This is a genomic window from Methylotenera sp. E1MeOHC1, assembly GCF_058745595.1.
This window is the reverse complement of the sequence record NZ_CP196025.1, coordinates 797,218-823,431: the sequence shown is the minus strand read 5'-3', so window position 1 is coordinate 823,431 and position 26,214 is coordinate 797,218. Positions and strand designations below refer to the sequence as shown.

Annotated in this window: 24 protein-coding genes; 21 read left to right on the top strand and 3 right to left on the bottom strand. The window is 44.3% G+C overall.

What is annotated here, in order from left to right; genetic code table 11:
* Nucleotides 1-34: 34 nt before the first annotated feature.
* Nucleotides 35-1,444: a cardiolipin synthase gene (gene cls, locus ACSSU7_RS03740; protein ID WP_492517384.1), complete on the bottom strand. Its 1,410-nt coding sequence runs from the start codon at nucleotides 1,442-1,444 to the stop codon at nucleotides 35-37.
* A 378-nt stretch (nucleotides 1,445-1,822) separates the two neighbouring features.
* Between cls and ACSSU7_RS03735 the strand changes: the two genes are divergently transcribed.
* The 4 genes from ACSSU7_RS03735 to ACSSU7_RS03720 all read left to right on the top strand — a co-directional run bounded on the left by ACSSU7_RS03735 (nucleotide 1,823) and on the right by ACSSU7_RS03720 (nucleotide 4,082).
* Nucleotides 1,823-2,932, top strand: coding sequence for a hypothetical protein (locus ACSSU7_RS03735; RefSeq protein WP_492517383.1), 1,110 nt, complete (start codon nucleotides 1,823-1,825; stop codon nucleotides 2,930-2,932).
* A gap of 301 nt (nucleotides 2,933-3,233) precedes the next feature.
* Complete coding sequence (locus tag ACSSU7_RS03730; RefSeq protein ID WP_492517382.1) at nucleotides 3,234-3,575, top strand: BON domain-containing protein; 342 nt, start codon at nucleotides 3,234-3,236, stop codon at nucleotides 3,573-3,575.
* Nucleotides 3,576-3,606: 31 nt separating this feature from the next.
* Nucleotides 3,607-3,753: a lmo0937 family membrane protein gene (locus ACSSU7_RS03725; RefSeq protein ID WP_492517381.1), complete on the top strand. Its 147-nt coding sequence runs from the start codon at nucleotides 3,607-3,609 to the stop codon at nucleotides 3,751-3,753.
* 116 nt (nucleotides 3,754-3,869) lie between these two features.
* The gene (locus ACSSU7_RS03720) at nucleotides 3,870-4,082 is read left to right on the top strand and encodes a hypothetical protein (RefSeq protein WP_492517380.1); all 213 of its coding nucleotides are present in this window, start codon (nucleotides 3,870-3,872) and stop codon (nucleotides 4,080-4,082) included.
* 113 nt (nucleotides 4,083-4,195) lie between these two features.
* Here the strand turns inward: ACSSU7_RS03720 and ACSSU7_RS03715 are convergent, their stop codons facing one another.
* The gene (locus tag ACSSU7_RS03715; protein WP_492517379.1) at nucleotides 4,196-4,723 is read right to left on the bottom strand and encodes a hypothetical protein; all 528 of its coding nucleotides are present in this window, start codon (nucleotides 4,721-4,723) and stop codon (nucleotides 4,196-4,198) included.
* 384 nt (nucleotides 4,724-5,107) lie between these two features.
* Complete coding sequence (locus ACSSU7_RS03710) at nucleotides 5,108-5,347, bottom strand: DUF2171 domain-containing protein (RefSeq protein ID WP_492517378.1); 240 nt, start codon at nucleotides 5,345-5,347, stop codon at nucleotides 5,108-5,110.
* 444 nt (nucleotides 5,348-5,791) lie between these two features.
* Here ACSSU7_RS03710 and ACSSU7_RS03705 point away from each other — a divergent pair, with 444 nt between their 5' ends.
* From ACSSU7_RS03705 to ACSSU7_RS03625, 17 genes are all read left to right on the top strand, one after another.
* Nucleotides 5,792-7,147: a histidine kinase gene (locus ACSSU7_RS03705; RefSeq protein ID WP_492517377.1), complete on the top strand. Its 1,356-nt coding sequence runs from the start codon at nucleotides 5,792-5,794 to the stop codon at nucleotides 7,145-7,147.
* Complete coding sequence (locus tag ACSSU7_RS03700) at nucleotides 7,144-7,785, top strand: response regulator (RefSeq protein WP_492517376.1); 642 nt, start codon at nucleotides 7,144-7,146, stop codon at nucleotides 7,783-7,785. The genes ACSSU7_RS03705 and ACSSU7_RS03700 overlap by 4 nt, the downstream gene beginning before the upstream one ends.
* 264 nt (nucleotides 7,786-8,049) lie before the next feature.
* Nucleotides 8,050-11,829 (top strand): TonB-dependent receptor domain-containing protein, encoded by a 3,780-nt coding sequence (locus tag ACSSU7_RS03695; protein ID WP_492517375.1) that lies wholly within the window; start codon nucleotides 8,050-8,052, stop codon nucleotides 11,827-11,829.
* Between the two features lie 153 nt (nucleotides 11,830-11,982).
* Nucleotides 11,983-12,948 (top strand): hypothetical protein, encoded by a 966-nt coding sequence (locus ACSSU7_RS03690; RefSeq protein ID WP_492517374.1) that lies wholly within the window; start codon nucleotides 11,983-11,985, stop codon nucleotides 12,946-12,948.
* A gap of 82 nt (nucleotides 12,949-13,030) precedes the next feature.
* Complete coding sequence (locus tag ACSSU7_RS03685) at nucleotides 13,031-13,930, top strand: hypothetical protein (RefSeq protein ID WP_492517373.1); 900 nt, start codon at nucleotides 13,031-13,033, stop codon at nucleotides 13,928-13,930.
* Between the two features lie 7 nt (nucleotides 13,931-13,937).
* The gene (gspG, locus tag ACSSU7_RS03680; protein WP_492517372.1) at nucleotides 13,938-14,360 is read left to right on the top strand and encodes a type II secretion system major pseudopilin GspG; all 423 of its coding nucleotides are present in this window, start codon (nucleotides 13,938-13,940) and stop codon (nucleotides 14,358-14,360) included.
* Nucleotides 14,361-14,369: 9 nt separating this feature from the next.
* Nucleotides 14,370-15,557, top strand: coding sequence for a type II secretion system F family protein (locus tag ACSSU7_RS03675; protein ID WP_492517371.1), 1,188 nt, complete (start codon nucleotides 14,370-14,372; stop codon nucleotides 15,555-15,557).
* Nucleotides 15,554-17,314, top strand: a complete 1,761-nt coding sequence (locus ACSSU7_RS03670; protein ID WP_492517370.1) for a GspE/PulE family protein — start codon at nucleotides 15,554-15,556, stop codon at nucleotides 17,312-17,314. Before ACSSU7_RS03675 ends, ACSSU7_RS03670 begins: the two co-directional genes overlap by 4 nt.
* Nucleotides 17,295-18,185, top strand: a complete 891-nt coding sequence (locus ACSSU7_RS03665; protein ID WP_492517369.1) for a hypothetical protein — start codon at nucleotides 17,295-17,297, stop codon at nucleotides 18,183-18,185. Before ACSSU7_RS03670 ends, ACSSU7_RS03665 begins: the two co-directional genes overlap by 20 nt.
* Nucleotides 18,182-18,703 (top strand): PilN domain-containing protein, encoded by a 522-nt coding sequence (locus ACSSU7_RS03660; protein WP_492517368.1) that lies wholly within the window; start codon nucleotides 18,182-18,184, stop codon nucleotides 18,701-18,703. The genes ACSSU7_RS03665 and ACSSU7_RS03660 overlap by 4 nt, the downstream gene beginning before the upstream one ends.
* On the top strand, nucleotides 18,697-19,254 hold the full coding sequence (locus ACSSU7_RS03655) for a type 4a pilus biogenesis protein PilO (protein ID WP_492517367.1): 558 nt from the start codon (nucleotides 18,697-18,699) through the stop codon (nucleotides 19,252-19,254). The genes ACSSU7_RS03660 and ACSSU7_RS03655 overlap by 7 nt, the downstream gene beginning before the upstream one ends.
* A 10-nt stretch (nucleotides 19,255-19,264) precedes the next feature.
* On the top strand, nucleotides 19,265-19,771 hold the full coding sequence (locus ACSSU7_RS03650; protein ID WP_492517366.1) for a hypothetical protein: 507 nt from the start codon (nucleotides 19,265-19,267) through the stop codon (nucleotides 19,769-19,771).
* A gap of 53 nt (nucleotides 19,772-19,824) precedes the next feature.
* A complete protein-coding gene (locus ACSSU7_RS03645; RefSeq protein WP_492517365.1) occupies nucleotides 19,825-21,798 on the top strand; it encodes a secretin GspD/PilQ domain-containing protein in 1,974 nt (657 codons plus the stop codon).
* 6 nt (nucleotides 21,799-21,804) lie between these two features.
* Nucleotides 21,805-22,290, top strand: coding sequence for a type II secretion system protein (locus ACSSU7_RS03640; protein WP_492517364.1), 486 nt, complete (start codon nucleotides 21,805-21,807; stop codon nucleotides 22,288-22,290).
* Nucleotides 22,290-22,676 carry a type II secretion system protein gene (locus tag ACSSU7_RS03635; protein WP_492517363.1) on the top strand — a complete coding sequence of 129 codons (387 nt, stop codon included), beginning with the start codon at nucleotides 22,290-22,292 and terminating at the stop codon, nucleotides 22,674-22,676. The genes ACSSU7_RS03640 and ACSSU7_RS03635 overlap by 1 nt, the downstream gene beginning before the upstream one ends.
* Entirely contained in the window at nucleotides 22,663-23,136 is a 474-nt protein-coding gene (locus tag ACSSU7_RS03630) for a pilus assembly FimT family protein (protein ID WP_492517362.1), read from the top strand. The genes ACSSU7_RS03635 and ACSSU7_RS03630 overlap by 14 nt, the downstream gene beginning before the upstream one ends.
* Nucleotides 23,137-23,393: 257 nt before the next feature.
* The gene (locus ACSSU7_RS03625; RefSeq protein ID WP_492517361.1) at nucleotides 23,394-25,598 is read left to right on the top strand and encodes an OsmC domain/YcaO domain-containing protein; all 2,205 of its coding nucleotides are present in this window, start codon (nucleotides 23,394-23,396) and stop codon (nucleotides 25,596-25,598) included.
* Nucleotides 25,599-26,214 lie beyond the last annotated feature (616 nt).

Below are 26,214 nucleotides of genomic sequence, written 5' to 3'. Positions count from 1 at the left end.
AGTATGCTTTAAAATTAACATCTAGTTAAAGTGATTACAGCCAGCGAGCCCATAGTCGAGCAGCTCTTTCTTTGATGCGAGCGCTGAGCGCGCGTTTTCTCCATGCCTCTAGTGTAATTTGTTTGGATGATTCCAGGTCTTTGTCGAACAACACCTGCATTTGTGCACCGAAATCCTGCCCCAAGATAACGGCATTGATTTCTTGATTATTGACAAAGCTACGCCAGTCTAGATTGGTCGAGCCTATGGTTGACCATACGCCATCTATGACCACGGTTTTGGCGTGCAGTAGTGCATCCTGTCTTTCAAAAATTTTAATATTGGCACTCAGTAACTCATCGTAATAAGAGCGCGATGCATTGAGTACTAAGAACGAATCGGTCTTTTCTGGTAGTAAGAGTCTCACATCAACACCGCGTTTTACCGCATTTTTCAATGCGGCTAGCATTTGTGGATCAGGGACAAAATAAGCATTTGTCAGAAAAATATTAGTTTCTGCGCTATTGATAGCTGAGAGCAGGGTGGAGAATATCAGGCTATATGACTCCTCTGGTGAGCTACCGATGGCGCGTACGACATCGTTGCCTTGCGTGCTAAGTTCTGGGAAATAGCTTTTAATCTCTAGTGGTGCACCTTGTTGTTGAAACCACGTAGCTAAAAATAATTTCTGAAATTCACCCGCAATCGGCCCAGCCATGCGTAAATGAGTATCGCGCCATGGTTGTTTGTCTTTATCAGGTTTGGATTTGCCAAACGAGCCACCACCATGGGAACCTCTGGAATATACACTGCTGATATTGATGCCACCTACAAATGCAGTCTTACCATCTACAATTAATAGCTTGCGATGGTCACGTTGGGTGACTTGCCAGGTTTTGCGTGCATTAAGCGGATTAACCGGGTTGAATTCCAATACCTTTCCGCCACTTTCTATTAAAGGTGTAAAGAATGCAGCTGGCGTATTTAATGATCCCACACTGTCGTAGATAAGGTTAACCTTTACTCCACTGCGTTGCTTATTGACTAATAATTCGATAAATCGCTGTCCAACCTCATCGTTTTCAATAATAAATGTCTCCATATTGATATGATCTTTCGCGGCCTCTATCGCTGCGAACATGGCGTTGTAAGTGGTTGGGCCATCGATTAGTAGTTCTACTTTGTTGCCAACGACCAATGGGCTGCCGACAATCTCAGACTCTAGTGCCAGATGTTTATCGAATATATTGGTATCGTCACCATCTTTTTTTAGCTTTGCGAGAATCTCTTTGCTTTGCTTGGGAGATAAAGCGCCATGAGCACCTTCAAGCTGCACTGCCCGTGATGGTCGTAAGGCCATGTCAGGCACCATTGTGGGTATTGAACTACAGCCAACAAGTAATGTTATTAAAAGTGCGACTGCAACTGGTGCCAAGCGTTGGAGGGTAATTTTTTGGGTGTCCATAAGTATCTCTTGCTGATAGCCATTTCTCAGTCACTTGAAAGAAATACGAAGGTTGGAAGGACCCTAAGTTTACAGGGTGGATTTAGACGATGTAAGTTGTAAAGAGCAATGAATCTATTAGTCGGGTAAAAGTAACATATTGGCTAGTGATTATCTGTGCGCTATCTAACTTATATGTACGCCTATACCCACCTGCTATGTCATGTTGGTATTGTCTTAAGCTGTCACTTAAGTTCTGATGCAACAGTGTTTAATTTTTATATACGCTACTCAGATAAGAACATTTATGGAAATGACATACTCTAAGCTTAAAGCAAGCTATGCGCTCCTAGCTACTACCATAACGATAGCCTTAAGTTTTATAACCGGAGGTACAAGATGTCTAAAATTCGCCATGTACTCATTGTTCTAGCTATATTGTTGTGTCCTGTGACTTCCGTTTCTGCCCAAGTTAGCGTCAGGATTAATTTATCGGTGTTTCCTGATCTTGTCGTAGTAGCCGGTTACCCGGTTTATTACGCACCTAGACTCGATGCTAACTACTTCTTTTATGATGGCCTGTATTGGATCTACCAAGATGATGACTGGTACACCAGCTCTTGGTACAACGGCCCTTGGTGGCTGGTTTATCCTGAGGATGTTCCGGTATTTATTTTAAGAATCCCCGTACGTTATTACCGTCAGCCACCGGTTTACTTTTATGGATGGCGACGCGATGCACCACCACGTTGGGGTGATCATTGGGGGCATGATTGGGATCAGCATAGAAGAGGTTGGGATAGATGGGATCGTCGTCTAGTGCCACCAGCTGCGCCACCACCAGTCTATCAGCGGCAATACGCTGGCGACCGCTATCCAAAACAAATTGAGCAGCAACATGAGCTTCAACAGAGGAATTATCGTTACCAGCCACAAGATCCTGTGGTACGGCAACATTATCAGGATCAACTAGCGCCGAGAGCTCCTGCCCAGCGTGAAAGGCAGCGTGCTCTTGAAGATAGAGGTGTCAGGCAGGGTAATCAGCGCTATGAGTCACCGCAAAGGAGAGACGAAGACATTTTGATGCCACCTCCGGAAAGTCAACAACAAGGTCGCCGCCCTGAAGTTCAAGAGCAAAGGCGAAAACAACAACATAACCAACAGCAAAACCAACAACCAAGTTCGGATGAACGTGCCCGACAAATGCAGGTATATCCTCCTCAGCAGACCGTCCCAGGTCAGCAGGATGCACCTGCCGCCACGCGCTCACAGCGCCCACGAAACGAAGAGATGAATATTGATAGATCAGCCATGCCGCCTGCAACTGAGGAGCGCACAGAATATAATTATCGTAGACAGCAGTCAGAACAATGGAAGAATCAACGAGAGCAGAGTAGGGAAAGACCGCAGCCTAACGAGCAAAGACGGTATGGCAACAGTGCAAATGAAGCTGAGCAGCGAGGGCAGGAGCAGAGAAGGGGCCCGCCTGGTGGCTATCGCAATGAGTGATGGCTCTATCTGAGACATGATTTGTGATTGCTGTAGATTAAATTGGCTAGCTATGTAGGTTGTCGGACAATTTGTATGCGTTAACTATCTACTATCCCATATCCCATCACAATAAAACTACATATGGCTAGGGAGGCAGCACTTACCAGGTGGGTTTTAAAAAATATTGTTGATGTGTTCGATGTCGTACATAGTATTTTTTCAATGGCATATATGATGAGTTCAGAAGTGGAAGAACATTAAGTGTTATAGCTTAAAGCTACCTGTCACTGACATTGTTAAATTCATAAGGAGAAAAGCTATGAAAGTACTTACACAAATTTCCACTATTGTTATGGTTGGCATACTAACGACTGCATCTGGATGTGCCTCAACCAGCAACAATAAAGATACATCGCCTCCCAAACATGAGAGCGCCGGCGAATACCTAGATGACACTGTTATTACCACCAAGGTGAAAGCAGCTATTTTGAATGAATCCACCTTGAAGTCTGCTGAAATAAACGTCGAAACCTACAAGGGTGTGGTGCAGTTAAGCGGTTTTGTTAATTCGGCCGAGGATATTGATAAAGCAATAGAAGTGGCACGTGGCGTTAAAGGTGTGGCATCTGTTAAAAACGATATGCGACTTAAAATGAAATAGCCAATTGGTAGCTTTAATAAGGAGAATTTAAGTGCTTGAAACCATTGCAATAGTATTGCTCATTCTTTGGGTGCTTGGCCTAGTTTCATCATACACCATGGGTGGTTTAATCCACATTCTATTAATAGTCGCAATTGTCGTGATACTAATACGTGTAATTCAAGGTCGCGGCCTCTAATAAGTCAGATAATATATTTAGCTAGGTCGTGTAGTAAAGTAGTTTCAATATTCAATACTCTGCTTTATTAAACGTTGCCCAAAGCTAATCAAGTCATCCTTATAGGAGAGTGTCGAGTGAATGCAATCAAAGTATTAGCAATTGTATTAATTGTTTCTGGCGCTCTTGGTTTGGCGTATGGGAGCTTTACTTACACTAAGGAAACCCATCAAGCCAAGATAGGTCCGATAGAGCTTTCTATCAAAGATAAGGAAACCGTTAATATCCCAGTTTGGGTGGGTGTGATATCTATAGTGGCAGGCGTGGCACTTTTGTTTACACGCAAGTAGTTAAAAGTTAACGTTTAAGTTAGCGATATTCATGCGCTGAATATTTAGCACTTGCAATATAAGGCCTGGGTTGATGTAGCCGCATTTATCAATTGTGGTGCAGGCCGGAGTGCTCAAGGGCTTTTGAAGCACTGCTTGTGTCTTTGTCTGCCCACCGCATCTTGAATTATTTGATGAGCCAATTTAGTTTCAGCTTGCGTAGTAGCTTCAGCAACCAAGACAACCTGATCATTGGAAATGGCATCTCTAATCATGTCAGAGAACTTGCCGCCTTTATCATCGGCGGGGACTTTAAAGCCTATAGTCGTGCCAGCCAATGCACCTAAGCTAGCGCCCCAGCCGAGTAATGCCAGCGGAGCTATTAATGGGCTAGCAACAAATAAAGTTACATTTGCCGCAATCAATGCTACTTCTACTAATGCGCCAATACCTGTACCAACGCCAGCACCTATTGCGCCATCAACTATTATGTCTTTTAGTGCTTCATTACTTTTTGCTTCCATTTTCGACTTAGGTGTATCTAAGTGAGATTTGAAAATAGTTAATAGCTCAAGTGGAAAGCCTTTAGCCGTAAGTGCTGAAAGCGTGCTTTCGGCATGTTCTTTGCTGGCAAAAAATCCTGATACATAATGATGTTTCATGGTAATCATCCTCGGTTCAATCTATTAGTTGGTGCAGTCTGTCAGTTAATACAAACGATTAAGATTTGTATTGTCCACTTGAAGTATTCATCATTTAAGTAAGAAGCTAAGAGACACTGCTCTCTCGCATTGGGGTAGGTATATCTGCACCTTATCAATATCGTGCATCTATAGTGCTTATCTTGACTGTGCCTGTCAGTACGTCAACCAACATACAGTGGCAATATCTAGATATGAATACATCTGATATTGCCAAAACATTGCTTATAGTAAGACTCTAGGATTTTTATTTTCTGTATTAACTCATCGTGGGTGTTCGATAGTGTACAGACTCTGCACGCTCCACAAATTATGGTGTGGACTTCCCAGAATATATGTGAATGTTTAAGTAATGGGTGCGGAAACGGCCCATTCTTTCATGGCCTGCTCCCCGGGGCGATCAATCTTAATCTGCTGATTGTCTGTGGAGGTTACCCAGCTTAATGGGATGTAGTGATGTTGGCCATGCTGATCCCTCATCAATTTAATTGTTTTATCGCCTTCCATATGGTCAACTTTGGCAAACTCACCATCTTGTGAGCAAACTACCGGCATCTCCGGCTTGATTTTTCTGACATCTATCATATTCATTCTCCTATTTATTTTGGATAAGGTTTTGATGCTCTAGGAGAGTTATATATTCGCAGATGTTAGCAAAGCCAATCTGTACGATACCACACACATCTTTTGAATCTGATGAGGCAGTTATCAAATTCTGCAATGAGTTTCAGTTTAGGCATTTCCACAAAAAACGATTACTTATTAAATGATTACCGCTGCCCCAAAGTTATCACCATCATTGATTTGTGAATTATCTTTGTTTGTTGATTTCAGCCAGCATTAGGTTGAATTGAGCCAGCAGTCACATTGAAGTCACTGTCGCCATAACCTATTAAATTAAATAAAACATAATCTTAGAATATTTTCTTTACGTTGGCATAGATGTAGCTTTGATAAAAAGCTGATCTGAAAATAATGTTTGTAGCGTTATTTAAACTATAAAAAATAGACTTAAAAAAGAAAAATAAGATGAATTTAAAAATCAGAATCAATTTAATCATTACCTTGATGCTGGCGTTAGTCATGCTGATAGGGGCGGGGATGATGATTGATAACGCCCGAGAGGATGTCAGGGCTGAGGTTGATTCCACCACGGTTTTAGCATTGCATTTGCTTGATGCTGAGTTACTGCATTATGTTTCGGATTACACATGGGCGAATAATGCCGATAAAAATAAGGTAACTATCTTTCGTTTGCAAAGCTTAGATAACGTACGTCATTTGCGTATAGAGTTTTTTGATGCGCAAGGGAATCTGCGTGATAGCAATCGGCCACCCACCAGTCATGGTCATGCATCACCTCCAGCCTGGTTTATAAAATTGATGAGTAAGGTTTCCTCTTCATTAAAGACTACTCACCGTCCAGTTGTTATTAACAATCGCATACTAGGTGAGCTTGTCATTACGCCAGATCCATCCTATGAGATTGCTGAGATATGGCATGACACCTTAGGTTTATTAAGCTTGGGGTTACTATTTTTTATCGTAGTGAATGGCGTGATTTATTGGGCGGTAGACCGAGCCCTACGCCCATTAAATACCATACTGGATGCGCTCACAGAGCTTGAGCATGGGCACTGGAGTGCGCGGTTACCTCTATTTTCACTACCTGAGCTTTCAAGTGTCAGCAGTAAGTTTAACGCCATGGCGCAAACCTTAGAAAACAGTATATTGAATAACCATCGCCTGACAACGCAATTAATTAGGCTGCAAGAAGATGAGCGTAAAAATATCGCCCATGATTTGCATGATGAAATAGGGCAGCATTTAACGGCTATCAATATTGATGCCTCTGCCATACTTAAGGCAAAAGACCTTACATCCACTTATGAAAGTGCGCAGGCTATTAGTATTGTAGCCAGACAGATGATGGAAATCGTCAGGCAAATGCTGCAGCGCTTGAGGCCAGCCGTGCTGGATGAGCTAGGTTTACATGCATCATTAAACGAACTTATCGACAACTGGCGGCAGCGTAATCGCGGCGTCAGCCTCAGTATCAATATTTCTAATCAGATCAATTGCCTGAATGAAACAATGGCAATTACTACTTATCGTATTGTTCAAGAGTGCCTAACCAACGTGACCAAGCATTCAAAAGCACGCTTAGTGACTATTAAGGTGGAGTTGCAGGCTGGGCGTTTAAAGCTATTGCTTAAAGATAATGGGGAAGGATTTGACCCTACCTTAAACACGCACGGTTTTGGTTTAGCTGGTATGCGTGAGCGTGTAGAAGGGCTGAGTGGTTCATTTAAGCTCAATGCCAACTCAGGTGCGGGGGTTGAGATACACGTCAGTTTACCCATTATGTTAAGGGCAGGCATATGATTACCAAAATTCGGGTCATTTTAGTAGATGATCACAATGTTGTGCGCTCAGGCTTGCGCCGCTTATTAGAGCTTGGTGGTGATATTGAAGTGGTGGCCGAGGCTGATAGTGGTGAACAGGCTTGCCAGCTCCACAACGAATTTCCGGCAGACGTGATGGTGATGGATATCTCCATGCCGGGGCTGGGTGGTTTAGAGGCCTTGAGACGAATATTGCAGCGTGATCCATCAGCAAAAATAGTCATTTTCACTATGCATCAAAATACCGCGTTTGCCACACAGGCACTGGCTGCTGGCGCCAAGTGCTATGTTTTAAAGTCAGGGCTGGCCGATGATTTACTATTGGCAGTACGTGAGGCCAACTCCGGCAAAACTTACATTAGCCCCAATATTGCGCAAAAAATTGTCATGCAGTCACTTTCTGGCGCGGCAGACCCTACCGAGCGCCTATCAGCCAGAGAGTTTGAAGTATTCAGGTTGCTGGCTGAGGGCAGTGGGGTTGACGATATTGCGCTAATGTTAAATGTAAGCCAAAAAACTGTGGCGAACTACCAAACCATTCTTAAACAAAAACTTGGCATTACCAATGCGGTTGAGCTAGTGCGGCTCGCAATTAGGTACGGTGTCATTCTAGAGTAAACGTTTCCAGCGGCATTAAAATTAGTTACAGCTAATTGTTTCGCCCATTCACATCTCCCATTCTTGCTTGTCACTGACTCGGGAAAAAATCCCGATATAAATAGTGAGCAACTCCCGGTATAACTCGGGAGTCTCGCTCTTACGCGACCCCCACCCTAAGCCTTATATTTGCTGGCTAGCGCAATTGGCGCATAGGTAAAAATTAACATGAGTTGCTACACAAAAACAATATTAAGGTGTATTAGCTAGGGGGATGAAGTAAGAATGAGTTCGTACAGAAAATCGTCTAAAGGTTTATTGTCTTTTAAGTTAAAAACCATCCCGCTAATTATCTTATCTACGTTTTCACAATACGGTCAGGCTGAAGAAAGCTCAGCTAAAAATAATGCCGCTACTAGCCTTGCTCAATCATCAGTGCATGACGATGCCAGTGAAATTGGCAGTGTTAATGTGGTTAGGCCTATGGTTCTGCCTTCATCTGCAGGAAAGTATGACAAAAGTGGATCCATACTATTATCTGCTAAGGCCGATGATGATAATAAAGTGGGGACTAGTGCAGGTGCTAAGGAGTACGCAAGGTCTTTGGCTAAGGATAAGGGTAAAAATGACCTGCCAATCGGTATCCAGCTTCAAGATATTCAAGTACGCGCCAAACGCCTATATGAAATAGGCCCGCTGCGCGGCTTGGCGCTCACTAAAGAAGAGATTCCTGGCAACGTACAAAGTATTAGCGCTAAAGAGATTAAAGAGTCGCACGCATTAAGTATCTCTGACTTAATGAACTCTAAGCTGCAATCTGTCAATGTGAACGACTATCAAAGTAACCCATTTCAAATGGATGTGACATATCGAGGTTTTACTGCAAGTCCGCAGCTAGGTACCGCACAAGGTTTAAGCGTGTTTCTGGATGGCGTACGTGTGAACGAGCCATTTGGCGATGTGGTGAACTGGGACATGCTGCCACTTAACGCCTTGGCTGGGCTAGATGTGTTCCCAGGGTCAAATCCTATTTTTGGCTTAGGCACACTAGGCGGCGCATTATCCATGCGCACCAAGAGCGGTTTTGATGCTAAAGAGGGCACCATCGAGGCTTTGGGTGGCTCGTTTAATCGTAAACAGATACAAGGCAGTGTCGGTGGTAATAACGGCGTGATTGCTGGTTTTGTGGCCGCTAATATTTTCAATGAAGATGGCTGGCGCGACAACTCACCCAGCAAAGTCAATCAGTTATTTGCCAAAGGTGAATGGCGTAACGAGAAGCTACAGCTTGGTTTAAGTGCGTTGTACGCGGGCAATGAGCTAACTGGCAATGGTTTGTTGCCTACTGAAATTGCGCAGCAAGATCGTAGTAGTGTATTTACTAGCCCTGACGTAACCAAAAACCGCTTGTTGCAATTTCAGTTAACAGGTCTGTGGGACGTTACAGACACCTTTAATATCACTGGGCAAATCTATAAACGGAAAAGCCGTAGAAATAGTAGCACTGGCGACATGAATGGCGATTTTGGTGGCGCAGTCACGCGCAGGCCAAACCCAGGAGAGCAGATTGCTCCTGGATATGCAGATATTGATAGGGATGGGCTACCTGACTCTACGGGGCGCGTAGCCAATGTGGCTATTTCTCAAGGTGGATACACCATAGATGCAAATGGCAATCCAGAGCAGATTTCAGGTGGTTTTCAGCAAATCGGTGTAGACCAAGACGGCAATCCAATTATTGACGAGGTGTTTATTAACAACCCAGCATTTGATGCAAGTAATCTAGCGATAGGCACTAATTTTAATACTGCGGTCAGTGCCAATCAGGGTACCCAGGATATCTATGATAACGATGGCAATTTCGTGAAAACGGTACCACTTTGGGGTTATGGTCAACTATTGGATGGTACTTTTGCTGCGAGCTCGCTGAATAATCCTACTTTGCCAGATACATTTAAACAAGCTGCACTTACTGTATGGCAAAACCGCTCCGCCATCAGAACATTGCAGAATTTACAAAGTAGTCTTGGTTTGCTAGATGCTCCTAATGAAAATGGTTTAAGCACATTTTTTGCAGTCGAGGGCTTAGAATCTGGAGAGTTTGATGCAGGTTTTGTGAATGATAATGGCTTTTTTGTCGCATTAAATCATAAAGCTATTATCGTTCCAGTTGGCGCTGATGGTAACTATATACTAGGGACGGCAGATAGCAATGTCGGCTTAGGCAAGCCTTTACTTATCCTTGTTAGAGACCCTGTAACGGGTGTGCCTCTTGAAAGAAATGGTGTCGATTTTAATGGGACAAGCCGAGCGCAAGTAGGAAAAGGAACAGGTTACGCATGTGATGAAAATGGCCAGAATTGCACGCCCACTGCACTTATTACCAAAACAGAAATTGAACAGGTGACGGATGGTGGCGCAATTCAGTTTAACTGGAATTTAGAAAAACATAAATTCATGATTGGTGCGTCGATTGACTCATCCGATGCCTCATACAATAGCGCCCAATATTTAGGTCTGTTAGATAGTAATCGTAATGCAGTTTTAGCCCCTGATCGTCTTGGTTACGAGTATGCGGCTGCCAGCAATCCACTGGGTCTGAATAACTTTGGTGGCAATAGTATTACAAAAAGCCTGTATTTTAGTGAAACATGGACACCAACAAAAGAATGGAGCTTTACGGGGGCAGGGCGCTATAACCAAACGTTTGTTAAAAATGAGCTGGCTATCAATAGTATTTTGGGGGTTGCAGGGCCAAATAAATTCTTAAATTTCTACAATCTAGGCGTGCTTTGTAATGATAATAATAACGACGGCACAGTGACCGCAGACGAATGTCCAGCAGGCGAAATACTACCTTTCACTGTGGAGAGAGCGAATGGTTTAGGAGCTATTGGTAAGGGTGAAACGGAGAAGTTTAGCTATTACTCATTCAACCCATCACTTGGCGCCACATGGCAACCGCATGAGACATTAAACCTTTACGCCAACTGGAATAAAGGCGCACGTACCCCTAGCGTAATCGAGTTAGGCTGTGCATTAGATGATACGCCGGTACCTGCGACTACTAATGCAGATGGAACACCTGCCTCATACAGACCTAGGTCTTTAATGGAGCGTAGATTCTGTAGTTTGCCTAGTACCTTGGCTGGGGATCCCTATTTGAAGCAAGTGCGTTCAGAAACCATGGAGCTAGGGGCAAGAGGCTATTTAACACCAGAGCTGCAGTGGAATGCTACGGTTTACAACACAGACCTGACAGACGATATTTACTTTGTTTCATTTACACCTGATAGAAGCTTTTTCCAGAATATTGGCAATACTCGTCGGCGTGGATTTGAGACGGGCATTCAAGGCAAGGTGGGTAAGGCCTCATTTAGATTGAACTACTCGCTGACTGATGCCACATTCCAAAGTGGTTTCTTAACAGCCAGCCCGAATAACAGTTCGGCAGGCACTCTCGTACAAGGTGATAGTTTAGTTGCTTCGCTGACTCCCACTGGATATCAGCAGATTTCAGTGAAACCAGGCGATAAGATTCCAGGCATCCCACTACACAACCTTAACGCGAGCTTTAACTATGAAGTGACGCCAGATTGGAATGTTGGCTTTACCGCCATTTTACATTCCAGCGCTTTCGTCCGAGGCAATGAAAATAATAAACATCGTGCAGGCCCCGCTAGCCCAATAGTTGGAGCGTGCAGCACCATTGTAACGGACGAAAATGGTCTACAAACTGGATCAAACTGTGCTAGCTCCCTCGCAAGGCCTGCTTTTAGATATGGAGGAAAAACGGCAGGTTATGCCGTATTTAACCTTAATACCAGTTATAAACTCACTAAAGGTTTAACTGCTGGTTTGCAAATTAGCAATCTTTTTAATCGCGAGTATCAAAGTGCCGGACGCTTAGGCTTGAATCCTTTCTCACCCTCTATCAATGGCTTAGTTGGCGCTAACGGGTTTAATTACAACAGTAACGATTGGCGTAGCAGTACCTTTTTAGCGCCAGGTGCACCAAGAGCTGCGTATTTTACGCTGACTTACGATTTTGATTTAGGGAAATAAGTAACTAGAGATGGGCATTTGCGAACTGCCCACTTGAGCATTCAACTCGAATCAACCTAAGAACTTACAAGGGCCTTTAGCTGATTTGGGTGAATTGGTGTCGTAGGCAGCCACAAATGCCTGCTTATTGTAACTGTTTTAGGAGATAAAGTAATGAAGAGTCAATTACTTAAATTAGCAGTAATCGCAGTTTTGGGCACGTCTAGCCAAGCATTTGCAACGGGTTTAGTTTCACTGCCAGCTGCAGGTTTGTCTGTTTCAGCAGGCACTAATCAGCCAGCAGGTACTACTGCATGGGTTACATGTAACACAACAGGTAATTACGGTTCAGGTAGCTATACTGCGCCAACGACAGGTGCGAATAATAATTGTGCAGTTTTCCCAGGTAACATCAACACCAGCCCTGTTTCAGGTTTCAGCAGGCTGACGGCAAATGATTTGACTGGTACTGCTATCACTGCTAATGGTGAGAACATCGCCTATATGACATCACGTACTTTCCGTAACACGGCAAATACTGAGTGTATCTACGGCAAACAAATCTCTATGGATACCAGCACTACTTTTGACTACAACAGCAGCTTAGCCGGTCAACAGTACTTGGAGGTAAACGATTTTGCATTCGGTGGGTTTAGTGCAACAACAGACGTTTCTGCTGGATATTACCATCGCGCTTCAACAGATTCTCCAGTGTTCCGTGTAGGCCGTGCTTTCACTTCTGTACAAATGCAGGCTGACCCATTTGATGAAACTTTAGTAGCAATAGGTTTTGTACACCGTCCAATCAATGGTCCATCTGTACCGGCATCGGGCACAGAGATCAATGGTGTTGGCCAAACAGCTAGCCCAGGTACTGTAACGCCAACTGCGGCCGAACAAACTTCAGCTATCCGTACTAATTGGGTGGACTTCACAGTTGATGTGACTGGTGGTGTAGATGAAGACGGTGGTACTGAGCCAGATGCACCAATGATGTACGTACGTGCTGCTTGTACTTCTACCGCACCAGCATCACTGGCAAACAGTGTACGTATCCGTCAAACAGGTCAAGAAACACAGCCATGGGTCACTATCTTGGCTTCAGGTTTGGCTCGTAGCGGTGCTAACGCTAACTTCTAAATAGTATTGTGATTTGAACTAGCTAGATAAAAGCTGGCAGGGCTTTGCTCTGCCAGCCTTATAAATGATCTGGATGATAAAAATGAAAAGAAGTTGTTACCTATTTGGTTTAATGCTTTGTATGCACCATTTATCAGCAAGTGCTGATGTTACCAACGCCAGCCAAAGTGGTTTTGTGAACTTACCAGCCACAGGCAATACAAATTCAGCCTATGTTTTGTGTGACACAAGCACAAACTTTGGATTGAGTGAAAAAAACGCCAGTAATAGCAACCAAAGCTCAGTAGGACAGTGCGCAGTGAGTGACGATAAGCTTGCCGATAGCCCAATGAATGCGCCTTTAGATGGGTTTACGCTAGTGGGTATTATTTCCCGTGGTGTGCCTATCCCTGAGCCTTATGCAGCAGCCGGCGGTGAGGAGTTTGCTACCTTGACCGATACCGTTTGGCATAACAACGATACCAAAGAATGTATTTTTGGCACCCATATTTTGATGAAAGACCAAACTTTAGCCAACGGTAAGCGCTGGGAAATTAACGATATCACACGTGGTGGTTTTTCAGGCCGCCCAGTTGCTATTGCTTACTTTATGAAACCAAAACCTAACAAAGATTACGGCATGCCTGAGGCTCTGTTTCGTGCCGGCAGAACTTATACCTCCGTGCCGTATGACAAAACTGGGTTGAGCTTGCCAGCCTTACAAGGTGCGCCTGCCCCTACAAAAGCAATCAGCAAAAATCAATCAGCGGCTGTGAATGAGAACTGGGTAGATTTTACTACTGACATTAGTTTTGACGATGCTGATGGTGTAACAAGAAAAATGACGTCTATGTTGTACATCAAAACAACTTGCGATCAGCGCCAGCCAGAAGAAAACGACGGTGCCATTCGCCTACGTACCACTGGAGGAAACGGGCAGGAATGGCTAGAGATTGATGTGCCAGGCTTGGTGCCATTTGGCGCAACGATTGAAAAGTATTGAGGTATATATGAAACAAACACAATCAAAACAACATGGTTTTACCTTGCTGGAGCTATTAGTCGTCATGGTGATTATTGGCCTGCTGGCTGGCTATGTAGGGCCTAAATACTTTGCTCAGATTGGTAAATCTGAAGTGAAAACCGCTAAAGCGCAGATTGATTCACTAGAAAAAGCCCTTGATCAATACCGCTTAGATAACGGGCACTACCCAAGCACAGATAACGGCTTGGCTGCGCTAAATGCTGCCCCAGCAAACGAGGCTAAATGGCATGGGCCGTACCTAAAGAAAAAGGTACCTAACGACCCATGGGGTAAGCCTTACCAGTACAAGATGCCGGGTGAGCATGGGGAGTATGATTTATGGTCATTGGGCAGCGATGGTATGAGTGGTGGAGCTGCTGAAGCTGCTGACGTAGTGAATTGGGAATAGGCAATTCATATGAAGTTTGAGTTAAAAGTAGCCCAGGGTGAAGAGGTTAGATTGCTAGCTTTGGAAGCAAGCAACGCTGTGCAAGCACGGGCTATGGCTGAGTCTCAAGGCTTGAGTGTGCTGAATGTCAAAAGCGTAGGTATGGCATTGTTCACGGTTAAATCATCCGCGCCAAAATTTAATTTGATGCTTTTTAGCCAGGAGCTACTGGCATTGCTGGAATCTGGGTTAAGTTTGGTAGAAGCCATTGAGGCCTTAGCAGAAAAGGAACAGCAGGCTGAATCTAAAGCGATATTGAATCAAGTAATGGGCGCTTTATTTGAAGGCTTGCCTTTATCTACAGCTTTAGAAAGAGCACCTCAAGTTTTCACTCCGCTATATATAGCCCTGATTCGTGCAAGCGAGCGCACTGGTGACATGGTGCAAGCACTGGCAAGACATGTGGCCTACCAAACTCAAATTGATGCAGTGCGTAAAAAAATCATCACGGCCTCTATTTACCCAGTGCTGTTGATTATTGTGGGTGGCTTAGTGGTGCTGTTTTTGTTGGGTTATGTAGTGCCAAAATTTAGCACCATTTATGAAAGTGCCGGTACAGATTTGCCTTGGATGTCACAGCTATTATTAAGCTGGGGTCGCTTACTGCAAGAGCATGGGAGCGAAGTATTTGCAGCTTTTGTTTCTAGTGTGGTGATGCTGGGTTTGATATTGAGCCGGCCATTTGTTCGCGCCGCAATCATGGCAAAAGTTTGGCAGATTCCTGCACTTGGCGAAACCATGCGTATCTACCAATTAGCTAGATTTTACCGAACACTTGGCATGTTGTTGCGCGGCGGCATTCCGCTGGTAACGGCAATGCATATGGTGTCTTCATTATTGCAGCCATTATTGCGAGCTAGCTTAGATAAAGTGTCTTTTGATGTGCGCGAGGGTAAGCCTATGTCGGCTGCCATGGAGCAGCATGGTATGACAACCTCTATCTCTATCCGCATGTTGCGTGTAGGTGAGCGCACCGGGCAAATGGGTGAAATGATGGAGCGCATCGGTGCGTTTTATGATGAAGAGATAGGTAGAAAAGTAGAGTGGTTGACCAAGCTTTTGGAACCCTTATTGATGATAGTGATTGGTTTGGTAGTGGGGCTGGTTGTGGTACTGATGTATATGCCAATTTTTGAGCTGGCGGGGAATATTCAATGAATATGCCACTGGATAATATGGGCTTGGATACTCATGCCATGAATAAAGGCGCTGGTGTTGAGCCTAAGCTGACATCTGAGCTGTTAAACCAAGCCAGACTAATTGCTAACAATACCAAGCAAGACTTGCTGGATGTGCTTGAGAGTGAATCCGGCTTAAGCGCAGATGATTTTGTGTTAGCGCTGGGGCAGATGATGCGCTACCCAGTGCTGAGCATATTGCAGCTTTATGCATTACACCCAGACTTTACATTGCTGCCGTTTTCTGAGGCTGGCAAGCTTGGTTGCATAGCACTACGCAATGATGACGGGCAATTACAACTGGTGTTTTCTAACCCTTTCGACACGCATTTACAGCCCAAAATAGATTTAATCATCTCTAGATATGGGTATGCGGAAATTGCGGTGTGGGGTCTGGCTCATCATAAGGATTTAACAGCGTATCTCAGCCACCATGAGCAAAGCATGCGTGCTATGGATGGCTTAAATGCTAATCAAATTGAGCATCACGCGGAGCATCAAGGTATTGAAGATATTTCTCTACGTTCAATTAGTGAAGATACCAGCCCAGTAGTGAAGTTTGTGCGCTCCACACTTTACGACGCACTCAAAGCCGGCGCTAGTGATATTCATATGGAAACAGACCCAACTGGGTTGAAAGTGAAATACCGTATTGATGGGGTGCTGAGTCAAGAGGGTGGCATTCAGGGCCTAGCACAGGCGGAGCAAGCTATTTCACGCATCAAGGTCATGTCTGAGCTGGATATTACAGAGCGTAGGGTGCCGCAGGATGGGCGCTTCAAAGTGCTGGTAACTAGTGGAGATGGTAAAGCACGTGAGGTGGATATGCGTGTATCTATTATGCCTAGCGTGTTTGGTGAAGATGCCGTGCTGCGTATTTTAGACCGCAAGGCATTGAGTGATGAAGCCAAAGGCTTGAGCTTAGAAACCTTGGGGTTTGAAGAGTCCATCATGGCTCGCTTCAGGCTGTTAGCAGAAGAGCCCTATGGCATGTTGCTTGTTACTGGGCCTACCGGTAGCGGAAAAACGACCACCCTATATGGCATTATTTCTGAAATAAATCATGGGCAAGACAAGATCGTCACCATTGAAGACCCGGTTGAATATCAACTACCAGGCGTGCTGCAAATCCCTGTGAATGAGAAAAAAGGGCTGACCTTTGCCAGAGGTTTGCGCTCTATTTTGCGGCATGACCCGGACAAAATCATGGTGGGTGAGATTCGAGATTCAGAAACAGCACAAATCGCTGTGCAATCAGCGCTCACTGGGCATTTGGTGCTTACCACCGTGCATGCCAATAACGTGTTTGATGTCATTGGCCGTTTTACCAATATGAATGTAGACCCTTACAGCTTTGTCTCTGCCATCAACGGCATTATGGCACAGCGCTTGGTGCGCATCAGTTGCCATCACTGTGCGGTTGCAGACACACCTGATGCAGCACTTATTAGCAAATCTGGATTAACTCTGGAGCAGGCAAAAAGCTTTAACTTCAGAAAAGGCCAAGGTTGTGGGCAATGCCACGGCACTGGTTATAAAGGGCGTAAGGCCATTGCAGAATTATTGTGTTTTAACGATGAAATTAGAGAACTAATTGTTACTAGAGAGCCAGTGCGTAAAGTGAAAGAAGCAGCACGTGCCAACGGTACTTTAACTATGCGTGAAGCAGCGCTAGAGCTGGTAAGACGTGGTGAAACGACATTAGAGGAGATTAATCGTGTTACATCGCTGGTTTAACACTTTATTTAAAGATGAGCTGCGCGTGTTTATATATCCACAGCGCATATTGCTGCTGCATTTTAAAAGAACTTTTAAAAATGGTTTTAAACAAGCATTGGTACACCAGCAGTTTGTTGATTTAGCGAAAAAAACAGAAACAAATGGCAGTGAAGCTGCGCAGTGGGATGGCCTTGTATCAACATTGCAACAGGTATTGCAGACTAAGCATTGGCAAGCTGTTGCAAAAAGTGGTTCGTACACAAAAATCATCATTTCAAACCATTTGGTTAAATATACAGTGATTCCGTGGAGCATAGCGCTTGCGATAGAAAGTGAGCGTCAGGCGTATATGCAGCATCGCTTCAAGATTGCATATGGTGAGACTTCCAAAGCTTGGGATTTATGTATGAGTGAACCGGCCTTCGGTCAAGCATCAATTGCCAGTGGCTTATGTTCCGTATTGCTGAAAGCGCTTCATCAAGTATTTGAACAGCATGGCATCAATGTTTATGCAATACATCCGCATTTGATGCTGGCTAGCAATCAGATGCTCAAGCATATTAAAACGCAAAAAAATAAACACCACTTTTGGTTTGTCGTCATCGAATCTGGGCGTGCCTGTGTGTCGTTAATAGAAGATGGTGAGTGGCGTTTTGTTAGAAACATTGCAGCAGGCGAAGATGCTGCCAAACAAATCGATGATCTCATTCAGCGTGAGGTGGTCGTGAGTAATGCCAGCGCACAGTTGCCGATATTTTGGTATGGAAAAACACCAGTGCTCGTCACTGGGCTTAAACCAGATAGTCAGCATATCAAAGTCAACTTACATCATTTTGAGTTACTCAACCAACAGCTTGAAAAGCGTTTTAAAAACTGGGTGGCGGCATGAGCAGTATTACTTTAAATCATGCATTGGCAATCAAAAAAATCAACTTGACGGCGTTGGTGTTATTGGTGCTAGGTGTGCTAATAAGTGGCCTAACCATTAACTATTACCAATCTTTATTAAGTGATACACGTAAGTTAGAAACCAACATCGATGCACTTAGTCGTGCAAAGTCCGTGCGTCATTTGCCTAAGGCTAATATCAATCAAAACGCGCAAAAGACTCATGATGTTGCGGCGGTAAATGCAGCAATCGCTGAGATAGTTTTGCCGTGGACCGCGATATTTAAGATGCTGGAGGCGACAAATAGTGATGCAGTGAAACTATTAGCCGTAGAGCCAAATATAAAAAAACAAACGTTGCGAATGACAGCTGTGGCTATGGATGTAGATAGCATGATGGCTTATGTGGATAGCTTAATTCAGCAAAAAATTCTTAAAAGTGTGGCTTTAGTTTCGCAAGAGTCAGCAGAGGTTAACGGCCAGTCGGCAGTGCATTTTGTGGTGGAAACAGCATGGTAAATACAAGATATTTTTCTCTGGAACTATTGCAGTACAAATTGCGGCAACTTGGTTGGGCGGGATGGCTAGGTTTATTTTTATTGCTATTTAGCCTGCTAATCATGGTTACGGTAATACGTTCTCAAGCTAATAAAGTTGAGACGCTAACAGCCGACATCAATGAACTAAAAACCAACCCTAATATCAATAAACTCGAAATTAAAGCTGACACTCAGTTTGATATTGAGCAGAGGTTTTATGCGCTATTGCCCCAACAAAATGAAGCCAATAACAAAATTGCTGAAATATTACATGCTGCAACCAGTGTGGGCATCACCCCCAACAAAGTTGAATATTCCTCTCAATCTCCCTCAGCTACATTAATCAAGTACCAAATCAGGCTTCCGGTACAGGGCAGTTATGTACAGATTCGCCAATTCATCAATGCAGTGCTAAATAGTTTACCGACAGTAGCACTGAATGATATCAGCATGAAACGAGAGAATATTGGCTCAGATTTGATTGAGGCCAATATCCAATTCACTATGTATTTACGAAAAAGGCGCGAATAGATTGATGGTCATGGTGAAGAAATACGCAGTTTGGTTGGTTTTAGTGTTAACGGTAATTGCTTGTTATTGGGTAGGCGCTCAAGACGAGCCTGCTGACGATGAGTTGGAGGTTATAGCCAAGTCCAGTAAAGCAACTTTAGCTAAACAAGAAGCAAATCCTGGTAGTAATAACTTATTGCCGGTTAATACTGGCAACGCAGAGTTTAGCAGGCCACAGATAATGGATGAACCTGAAAACATATTCACTATGTTTGTCTCTCAGGCTGATTTAAACCAGCAGTCGGTAGAACAAGAAATAGATCCGCCGCCAGAAAATCCATTTAAGTTTGCCGGGAAGCTGATTGATGACGGTGAAATCGTGGTCTTTCTGATGGATGGACAGAAGAATTATTCAGTAAAAGTGGGTGATGTGCTTGAGGGCAGTTGGGAAATTAAAGCCATTACGCCACCGTTAATGACAATTAAATATATTCCTTTAAATATTGAGATGCAGATGCAAATTGGAGCAGTAAGTTGAAATTATCATTTTCCCAGACTTTTATTAAGGTAATCACAGCGCAAAGATTGCATATGAGTATAAAAAAACTAACTGCTTATTTTGTAGTAATCACCTTTGCAACCAGTTGTACAGGGCTTAATCACCTTAAGGGTAAACCAGCTGACGATAATCAAGCATATGAATCAGCTAGGCAGTTGATCAATAGCGGCGATGTAGACGCTGGTGTAGCTAAACTAAAGCAACTGGTTACTTTATATCCAGATAACCCTCAATACCGCAGCATGTTGAAAATGCAGCAAGAGTTGCAGCTATCAACCCTATTGAAACAGGCAGATAACCAATCTCAGCAAGGTTTGTTTGCCGATGCCGAATCAAACTACAAAAAAGTGTTGATGCTAGACCCTAATAACCAAAGGGCGCAAGAAGGGTCTTTTAAGCTTGGCTTGGCACAGAACCATGACATGATGCTGGCAAATGCGCAAAGCTATTTTGATAAAGATGATATTGACTCTGCCCAAAACCTAACCAGAGCCATCCTTGCAGAAGATAGTAAGCATGAAGGAGCCCGCCTACTGTTTGAGAGCATGGAGAGTAAGCGTATAGGCAAAATAACGGCAATCCCGCAGATTAAGTCTGCGTTTAAAAATCCCATTACATTGGAGTTTAAGAATGTTTCTGTAAAGTCTATTTTTGAGTTTATCGGTAAGGCTGCCAATATCAATTTTTCTTATGATCAAGAGCTACGGGACAATCAACGCACCAGTATCTTTGTACGTGATACTACAATTGAAGATGCAATACAGGTTATTCTGACAACCAATCAGCTCGCAAAAAAAGTATTGAATGACAACACTTTACTTATTTATCCCGTGAGCCGTAGCCAAGAGTATCAAGAGCTGTATGTGCGAAGTTTTTATTTGAATAGCATAGATGCCAAGCGAGCCATGAACTTGATTAAAACTGTACTGAAATCTAAAGACGTTTATATAGATGAGAAACTTAATACCTTAGTGATGCGCGACACGGCTGAATCGATTCAAATCGCAGAAAAACTGATTGCCTCGCAAGACTTGATTGAGCCGGAAGTGATGTTAGAAGTCGAGGTAATGGAAATTAATCGTAGAAGTTTGGAGAACATAGGCGTGCGCTATCCTTCGCAAGTGAGCGTTGGTGTGCAAGGCAAAACAAATAGTAATGGCGTAACGACTAACACTCCAGGTCGATTGTCATTGGCTGAGCTTAAAAACTTTAATTCCGGGCTAGGTGTTTTTACGATTAGTGACCCTGTATTAGCGTTAAATCTGCTACATCAGGACACTGATACTAACCTTTTGGCTAACCCGCAAATTCGCGTAAAAAATCGTGAAAAAGCCAAAATTCACGTAGGTGACAAAATACCTGTATTTACCAGCGTAGCTAACTCAACAGGTTTTGTGTCACAAACGGTTAATTATCTTGAAGTAGGCATCAAGTTGGACGTAGAGCCCACTATTCTGTTACAGGACCAAGTTAATATCAAAGTAGGGCTAGAGGTCAGTAATATTACCGACCAAGTAAAAACCGATACAGGCGTGTTGGCTTACACCATCGGTAGCCGCAATGCGAATACCACTTTGCAATTGAAAAATGGCGAAACACAAATTCTTGCTGGACTATTTAGGGATGATGGGCAGAATATCTCTAATAAAGTCCCTGGGTTATCTAGCTTGCCTTTCATCGGCAGATTATTTACAGATAAAAATAACGACAAGCGTAAGAATGAAATTGTGCTGCTGATTACGCCACGTATCTTGCATAACATTGCACCCGCCAATGCGGTGTACACCATGTTCCCATCCGGTGTGAATCATTCGGTAAATAGCCGTGGTGCAAAAGCGTCAGAGCCGGCTGTAGTTGCAGCAGAGTCTCAACCTGCGCCAGCCCCAACACCACAATCCATTCAGGCAGGTAGGGCACAGGTTGACCAGAACTTTGCTAGCCAGTTGTTACAGCCAGCCGCAGAGGATAGTGGAGCATCAAATGGTGGCGCTAATACTGTGAGATAACAGCTTATGCCTAAGTCATTTATAAAACACAAAGGCTTCACGCTGATTGAATTATTGGTATCTTTAGTACTGCTTGCATTGCTTGTTAGCTCTGCTGCGCCGATGGTGCAGTTATCTGCAAAGCGTAATAAGGAGCAGGAGCTAAAAAAAGCGCTATGGCAAATCCGTGATGCTATTGATCATTACAAACAAGCTGTAGATGATGGCCTGATTAAAAAGTCGATTGATCAATCAGGTTATCCGCCATCACTCAAAGTGTTGGTTGCGGGGGTGGAAAATATGCAAGACCCAAAAAAACGTAAGATTTACTTTATGCGCAATATACCTCGCGACCCATTTGCAATCGACACCTCTGTAAGTGCAGACGAAACATGGGGCAAACGCAGCTATATCAGCTCATTTCAAACGCCAGAGGCGGGAGATGATGTCTATGATGTGCATTCACTTTCCAATGAAGTTGGCATTAATCAACAACCTTATAGTGAATGGTGATGCGCGTGAAAGATAATAATCAAGGATTTACTCTGATAGAGATATTAGTGGTATTAGCGATTATCGCTACGTTGCTAAGCTTGGTTACCCCTAGGTATTTCAATTCAATAGATCGCTCTAAAGAAACAATCCTTAAACATGATCTCATTATCATGCGGGACGCAATAGATAAGTTTTATAGCGACAAGAATGTGTATCCGGAAACGCTGGAAGAGTTAGTCCAGTACAAGTATTTACGGTCTGTGCCAGAAGATCCAATTACTCAAAGTACCGTAACTTGGGCTATTTCTCCGCCACAAGATGTTGAGGCTAAAGGCGCAATTTACGATATTCACAGCGGAGCCGATATGATTGCTTCTGATGGTACTAATTATGCAGACTGGTAACAAAAATCAACAACTGGGATTTATCTTAATTGGTTTACTCGTACTCATTATGATTGCAGGCTTAGTATTGGCCGCGGCTGGCGTTAAATGGAATGAAGCCAGAAAGCGTGAAAGAGAGCAGGAGCTACTTAAAGTAGGGGATACCATCAGAAAAGCAATAGGTAATTATTACAACCAAACGCCTGGCGTGGTTAAACAATACCCGCCAAATTTAGAGGCGTTGTTAAAAGATGATCGCTACCCTGTCCCACGGCGTTATCTAAGAAAAATTTATGCTGATCCCATTACTCAAGTGCCAGACTGGGGCATATTACAGGCACCTAGTGGCGGTGTGCTGGGTGTGTACAGCAAATCACCATTAAAGCCATTTAAAACTAAAAACTTCAGGCCAACATACCGTTATTTTGAGAATCAACGGTCATATGGCGAATGGTTTTTTGCTTATGTGCCAGAAAGGTAGTGATGGTTAGCTTAATCAGTTACTTAAAATTATATTAAAGTAATGTTAGCTGGAGAAGTTAGGGACCTTACAACGAAAAACTAGAACAATATTAATAATTTGCTGACTACTAACGACAGTTTTGTTGATATTTCACCTAATTACATTGATTGCAGACTAACTGCCTTCGGCACAAAGCATCGATGTATCACACGGCATCGGCGTTGTGAGGGATAATAGCGCCACATCATTTTTTGCACTATTTTGGAATTATCCCCATGGAAATTAAGGTCAATTTTCTCGATAAGCTACGTCTTGAGGCCAAGTTCGATGACTTCACGGTAATTGCCGACCAGCCTATCCGATATAAAGGTGATGGTTCGGCACCCGGACCTTTCGATTACTTTTTGGCTTCATCCGCTCTGTGCGCAGCCTATTTCGTTAAGTTGTATTGCAACACACGCAATATTCCCACCGAAAACATCCGCTTATCGCACAACAACATTGTGGATCCGGAAAACCGTTATCAGCAGATTTTCAAGATACAGATAGAGTTACCGGCGGATATCTCCGACAAAGACCGTCAGGGGATTTTGCGCTCCATAGACCGCTGTACGGTAAAAAAAGTAGTGCAAGCCGGCCCCGAATTTATCATTGAAGAAGTGGCGAATCTGGACGAAGATGCGCAGGCTTTGCTGATGGTGAATCCATCTGCCGATACGCACACCTACATTACCGGCAAAGACCTGCCTTTAGAGCAAACCATCGCCAATATGTCGGGACTGCTGGCGAGCTTGGGCATCAAGATTGAAATCGCTTCATGGCGCAATATCATTCCTAATGTGTGGTCATTGCATATCCGTGATGCGCACTCGCCTATGTGCTTCACTAACGGCAAAGGCGCAAGTAAAGAAAGCGCGCTGGCATCGGCCTTGGGCGAGTATATCGAGCGACTGAGTAATAACCATTTCTATGCCGGCTCGTACTGGGGCGAAGATATTGCCAACGCCGCTTTTGTACATTACCCGAACGAGCGCTGGTTCAAACCGGGCCGTAAAGATGCGTTGCCGAAAGAGATTCTGGATGCGTACTGCCTAGAGATATACAACCCGGATGGCGAACTGCGTGGCTCGCACCTAATCGACACTAACTCCGGCAATACCGAGCGCGGTATCTGTTCGCTGCCCTATGTGCGCCAGTCGGACGGTGAGGTTGTCTATTTCCCGTCCAACCTAATTGAAAACCTTTACGTCAGCAATGGCATGAGCGCCGGCAATACGCTGGCTGAAGCACAAGTGCAATGCCTGTCGGAGATTTTTGAACGGGCTGTCAAACGCGAAATTCTCGAAGGTGAAATCGCCTTACCAGATGTGCCGCAGGCAGTGCTGGCGAAATATCCGGGCATTCTGGCTGGCACTCAGGGGCTGGAAGAGCAAGGCTTTCCGGTGCTGGTAAAAGATGCGTCGCTCGGGGGTGAATACCCAGTGATGTGCGTCACTTTAATGAACCCGCGCACAGGCGGTGTATTTGCTTCGTTCGGTGCGCACCCAAGCCTAGAAGTGGCGCTGGAACGGAGTCTGACCGAATTGCTGCAAGGCCGTAGTTTAGAAGGCCTAAACGATTTACCACAGCCCACTTTTGCCAGTGAAGCCGTGACTGAGCCCAATAACTTTGTGGAACACTTTATTGATTCCAGCGGCATAGTGTCGTGGCGCTTTTTCAGCGCTAAATCAGATTACGATTTTGTTGAGTGGGATTTTACTAGCGATGGTGAAAACGCTAATGCCGAAGAAGCTGCCACCTTGTTCGGCATACTCGAGGCCATGGGCAAAGAAGCTTATGTAGCGGTGTATGACCAGCTAGGCGCTACGGCTTGCCGAATCTTAGTGCCGGGTTATTCTGAAGTGTATCCGGTAGAGGATCTGGTGTGGGATAACACCAATAAGGCGCTGTTGTTCCGCGCTGATATTCTGAACCTGCATCGCCTAGATGACGCCAGCTTGGAAGCTATGCTTGAGCGTTTAGAAAATAACGAGCTGGATGACTACGGCGATATCGCCACCTTAATCGGCATCCAGTTTGATGAGAATACGGCTTGGGGTCAGCTCACCGTGCTGGAATTGAAGCTGCTGATTCATCTCGCCTTGCAGCAGCTTGAGGAAGCGCATGAACTCGTAGGCGCCTTCCTGCAGTACAACGACAACACGCTAGAGCGCGGATTATTTTATCAGGCCCTGAATGTGGTGCTGGAGGTCATGCTGGATGACGACCTAGAGCTCGCCGACTATGAAGTCAACTTCCGCCGCATGTTTGGCAATGATAGGATGGACGCCGTCATCGGCTCAGTAGAAGGCAGCGTGCGCTTCTTCGGCTTAACACCGACCAGTATGAAACTGGAAGGGCTCGACAGGCATCATCGCCTGATCGATAGCTATAAAAAATTGCATAGGGCGCGGGCCAATATAGCGGCTGCGACCAGTTAGGATGACGCGTCATAACTTTTTGTGCTGAGGTAACCCTTAACCTCAGCACAAATGCATTTTCGTTACCAATGCGACAAATTAAAATGGCTGCTGTCGAGCCAAATCGGAACTTACGTTCAATCTAAATAGCTGCAATATGGAATAAAAACACAGTTATTTGGTTGCCCTTACTACGGCCCTAAGGTGTGTAGTAAGCTAGTGGCGATTCAGTTCGTGCAGCCATTCCTAAAGCATCGTTAGGCAAAAACGCTAGTATTAATATTTCCGATCACCGTGGTCATGATCGTGATCTCTATCCCTATCTCGACCTCTGTCCCTATCTCGTCCATCACGGCGATCTCTGTATTTGATCTCTTTAGGATAGTGGCTACGAGGAAGATCTGACCATGGCCCTGATCTTGAGTTCGAGTAGCGCCAGTAGTTATTGTCGTAATAATAGAAATATCCTTGTTGATAGTAATAAGGCTCTGCGCCTAACTCCACAACAACTGGCAGTGCCGGTGCCACAACAACTCTGTCTGCAGGCGCTACTATGCACCCACTTAGCAGAAGAGCTGCAAGTGGTATAACAATTAGCTTCCTAGACATTTGATTTCTCCTATCGGGCGAGATATAG